The 3,476-nt window shown below is 71.4% G+C and carries 2 protein-coding genes and 1 pseudogene; all 3 read right to left on the reverse strand.

The annotated features are described in order from the left end of the window. Positions 1-28: 28 nt before the first annotated feature. Entirely contained in the window at positions 29-1,327 is a 1,299-nt protein-coding gene (locus tag ACFUUZ_RS31495; protein ID WP_378702665.1) for an ROK family protein, read from the reverse strand. Positions 1,328-1,793: 466 nt separating this feature from the next. Beyond that, the gene (locus tag ACFUUZ_RS31500) at positions 1,794-2,507 is read right to left on the reverse strand and encodes a hypothetical protein (protein ID WP_378702663.1); all 714 of its coding nucleotides are present in this window, start codon (positions 2,505-2,507) and stop codon (positions 1,794-1,796) included. 305 nt (positions 2,508-2,812) lie between these two features. Continuing rightward, positions 2,813-3,385 (reverse strand): annotated as a pseudogene (locus tag ACFUUZ_RS31505) (HhH-GPD-type base excision DNA repair protein); the annotation flags it as partial. Positions 3,386-3,476 lie beyond the last annotated feature (91 nt).

A 3,476-nucleotide genomic window follows, 5' to 3' on the forward strand; every position in this document is an offset into this window, starting at 1 on the left:
GGCACCCGCTGAGCGGGTGCCGCGCGGCTCAGGCCGACAGCCTGCGGACGGCGCCGAGCGGGTCGGCGTAGAGCACGCTCAGCGAGGTCACCACCGCGGCGAATTCCTGCACCTTGCCGCCGAATCCGCTGATCCGGATGTCGGTGGGCGGCAGCTGGCTGCCCTGCTGGAACGCCTTGGCCACGTGCGTCACGGCGGGCCGGTAGGCGGTGAAGGCCTGGCCGCCGAGGACCACCCGGTCCGGGTTCAGCATGTCGCGGACCAGCGCGACGGTGTGCCCGAGGATGGTCGCGCGCTCGGCGAGCAGCTCGCGCGCGGGCTCCGAGCCCGCCTCGGCGGCCCGGTACAGGTCGGCGATGGTGGTGCCGCCGGTCCCGTTGTGCGCCGGGATGATCCCGCGCCCGACGGCGCGCGCGTGCACCGCGCGGTCCCCGACGGTGACCTCGAGGCAGCCGGTCCGGCCGCAGGTGCAGCGCACGTCCGAGCCGGTGGGCAGGTGCGCGATGGAGCCGGGGCCATTGCTCGGGGTGTGCACCCGGCCGTCCAGGGTGACGGCGATGCCCGCGGTCTCGCGGACGTAGAAGTAGAGGCTGCTGCCTGTACCCGGCGCGGCATTGCTCACCGTGCGCCCCGGCTTCTCCGCGACGCGGGCCGAATCCGGTACGGGGAGCAGCAGTTCGGAGGCGGCCATCGCCTCGACGTGCGGCGCCACCGAGACCGGGAGCTCCAGCACCTCGCCGAGCACCGCGCCGACGGCGGCGCCGTGCCAGTCCAGCTTGGGGTGGTCGACGACGCCGGTCAGCGGGTCGACCCTGCCGCCGATGGCGACGCCGGCCCAGAGCGGTTTGCGCCGGTGCCAGCGCTGCAGGAAGGCGCGGGCGCTGCGCGCCACGGTGTTCACCGCGAACTGCTGCCCGGTCTGCGGGGTGGCGATGGCGAGGCCGCCGAGGATCCGGCCGCGCAGGTCGGCGGCGACGATCTTGGTGGCCGCGGCGCCGATGTGGATGCCGAGGGTCAGGTACTTCTCGTGGTCCACCTCGAAGGGGACCCTGGGACGCCCGACGGCGCCCGCGGCGGTGAGGTCGGGGCGCTCCCGGAGCAGCCCCGCCGCGAGCAGCGCGGAGACCTGGCGGTTCACGGTGGCGATGCTGGACCCGGTGCTCCGGGCCGCGTCGTCCCGGGAGACCGGGCCGGTGGTTGCCGCGCGGAGCACCGCGGCGGCGGGGTTGTCGGCGACCCGGAGCTCCGGGGTGACGACGGGACGCTGGGTGCGCGTACGGGCAGTCGACGCGGACCGCGAAGTTCGTTCGGCGGTACGGGTGGACATCGCGGAAGACGACATCGGAAATCCTTATGCAAAGTCCCGATCGGGACGGATACCTACGGGGTGCGGCAACGAGGCAGCACGAGCCAGGGGTGAGGGCTCAGCCGCGGCGGCGGGAACAACACAGTTCCCGGGTCAGCGGAAGCCGAAGGCCGAGCGCGAAGGTCACGTACGTGACCTTCGGGGCGGCGGTACGGCTGGCAGGCATAACTAGACGGTAACACCGGGAAGCGGGGCGCACCAAGCTTTCGGGGGTGAAAAAGCGGGTAATACCTTCCGATCGGATTCATTCCGGTGTCGAATCACGGCTGGTGAGAATAGTTTTCGTCAGCGGGGTGGGATGCCGCACCTTCTCCGGACAGCACGAAGCCCCGCTCGGTGGGTGAGGCACCGGGCGGGGCTTCGCGGTGGGGTGCGCGACCGTGCCGGCCCGAAGGAACCGGCACGGCCGCGCGGGGCGGGCGGCCGCCTACTTGGCGGGCGCGGGGGCGGGCTGGTTGATCGTCTGGAAGTACTGCACGGCCGCGAGGACGGCGACCGGAGCGGTCACCAGCAACTGGCCCGCAAGCGTGCCGAGCGCGCCGATGGCGATGATGCCGCCGAAGCAGCCGATGACCGCCGCCGGGACGAACGGGCCGAACAGGCCGACGATGGTGGCCGAGGCGACGGTGGCGCCCGCGATACCGCCGAGCACGCAGCCGGCGGCGCCGCCGACCAGGCCGCCGACCAGGGTGCCGATGGTGGCGCCCGCGCTGATGGTGCTGGTCAGCCTGGTCCAGGCCGCGACCTCACGGTCGTACTCGTTCTTCCACGGCGCCTTGTCCTCGTAGGGCAGCGCGACCGGCTTGTACTGCGCGTGCGCCAGATCGAGCTGCGGCGTCAGGGTGGCGGAATTCCCGGCGATATTCGCGGCGATCGGGAACTCGAACTCGTCGATCCGGAAATTCAGCGCGGTGCCCGCGACCACGGTGCCGTCCGGCGCCTTGATGCGGAACTCGTTGTCCTCGACCACCAGCGAGCCCTGGTCGATCGAGATGATCGACTGGGTGTCGGTGGCGTGCGCGGTGAAATTCACGCCGCCGGACTCGGCCGGGGCGTGCGGCGCCGCCCCCGCGGTGCCGGTCACGACGCCCGTCACCGCGGTGACCAGGGCCGCTACCACGGCCAGCTTCCTCATCCTCATGGAGCTTCCCTCATCTCGTAGAGCTTTCGCCGGAAAGCATCTGTTACGGGAGGGTGGGCGGACGAGGGAAAAAAGCAGGGAGATTCCAAAGGGTTTTCGCGAAAGGACTATTCGGACACGGACTTCTTCGCGGCCCGGGTCGACGCGGTCTTCCGCACTCCAACCGCTTTCGTCGCGGACTCCTTCGCGGGCACCTTCTTCGCGGTCGCCGTCTTCGCAGCCGCCTTCTTGGCTGGAGCCTTCGCAGCCGCCTTCTTGACGGCAGCCTTCTTGACGGCGGCCTTCTTGGCAGGCGCCGCGCCCGCGGCGTCCTTGGCCGCCGCCTTGGCCTGCTTCTTGAACTCGCGCACCTGCACCAGCGTCTCGGCGTCGGTCACATCGGCTACCGAGCGCCGCGAGCCCTCGTCGCCGTACGAACCGGCGGCCACGCGCCACCCGGCGGGCTCGACCCCGCGCTGCTTGCCGAGCAGCGCGAGGAAGATCTTGGCCTTCTGTTCCCCGTACCCGGGCAGCTCGCGCAGCCTGCGCAGCACCTCGGCGCCGTCCGGGTCGCCCGCGGTCCAGAGCTGCTCGGCCCGCCCGTCGTAGTGCTCGATGAGGTAGCGGGCCAGCTCCTGGGCGCGCCGTGCCATCGACCGGCCGTACCGGTGGATGGCGGGCGGGGTCGCGCAGAGCTCCTCGAACTCGGCCGGGTCCGCCTCGGCGATGCGGTGGATGTCGAAGCCGCCCATGCGGTCCGCGATCTTCTTCGGCCCGCGGAAGGCGTGCTCCATCGGGTACTGCTGGTCGAGCAGCATGCCGAGCAGGGTGGCGAAGTGATCGGCGCTGAGCAGTTCGTCGGCCCCCGGCTCCTGGGCCAGGCAGAGCGTGCGACTCATCGGTACTCCGTAAGTTGTCAGGCGGCCCAGGAGGGTCGGATGTGGCTGATCGGTTCTTGCCTGTAGTGGCTTTCAAGGAGTGGCCGTCCGG

It is taken from the genome of Nocardia sp. NPDC057353, from assembly GCF_042667085.1.
Lineage (GTDB): Bacteria > Actinomycetota > Actinomycetes > Mycobacteriales > Mycobacteriaceae > Nocardia.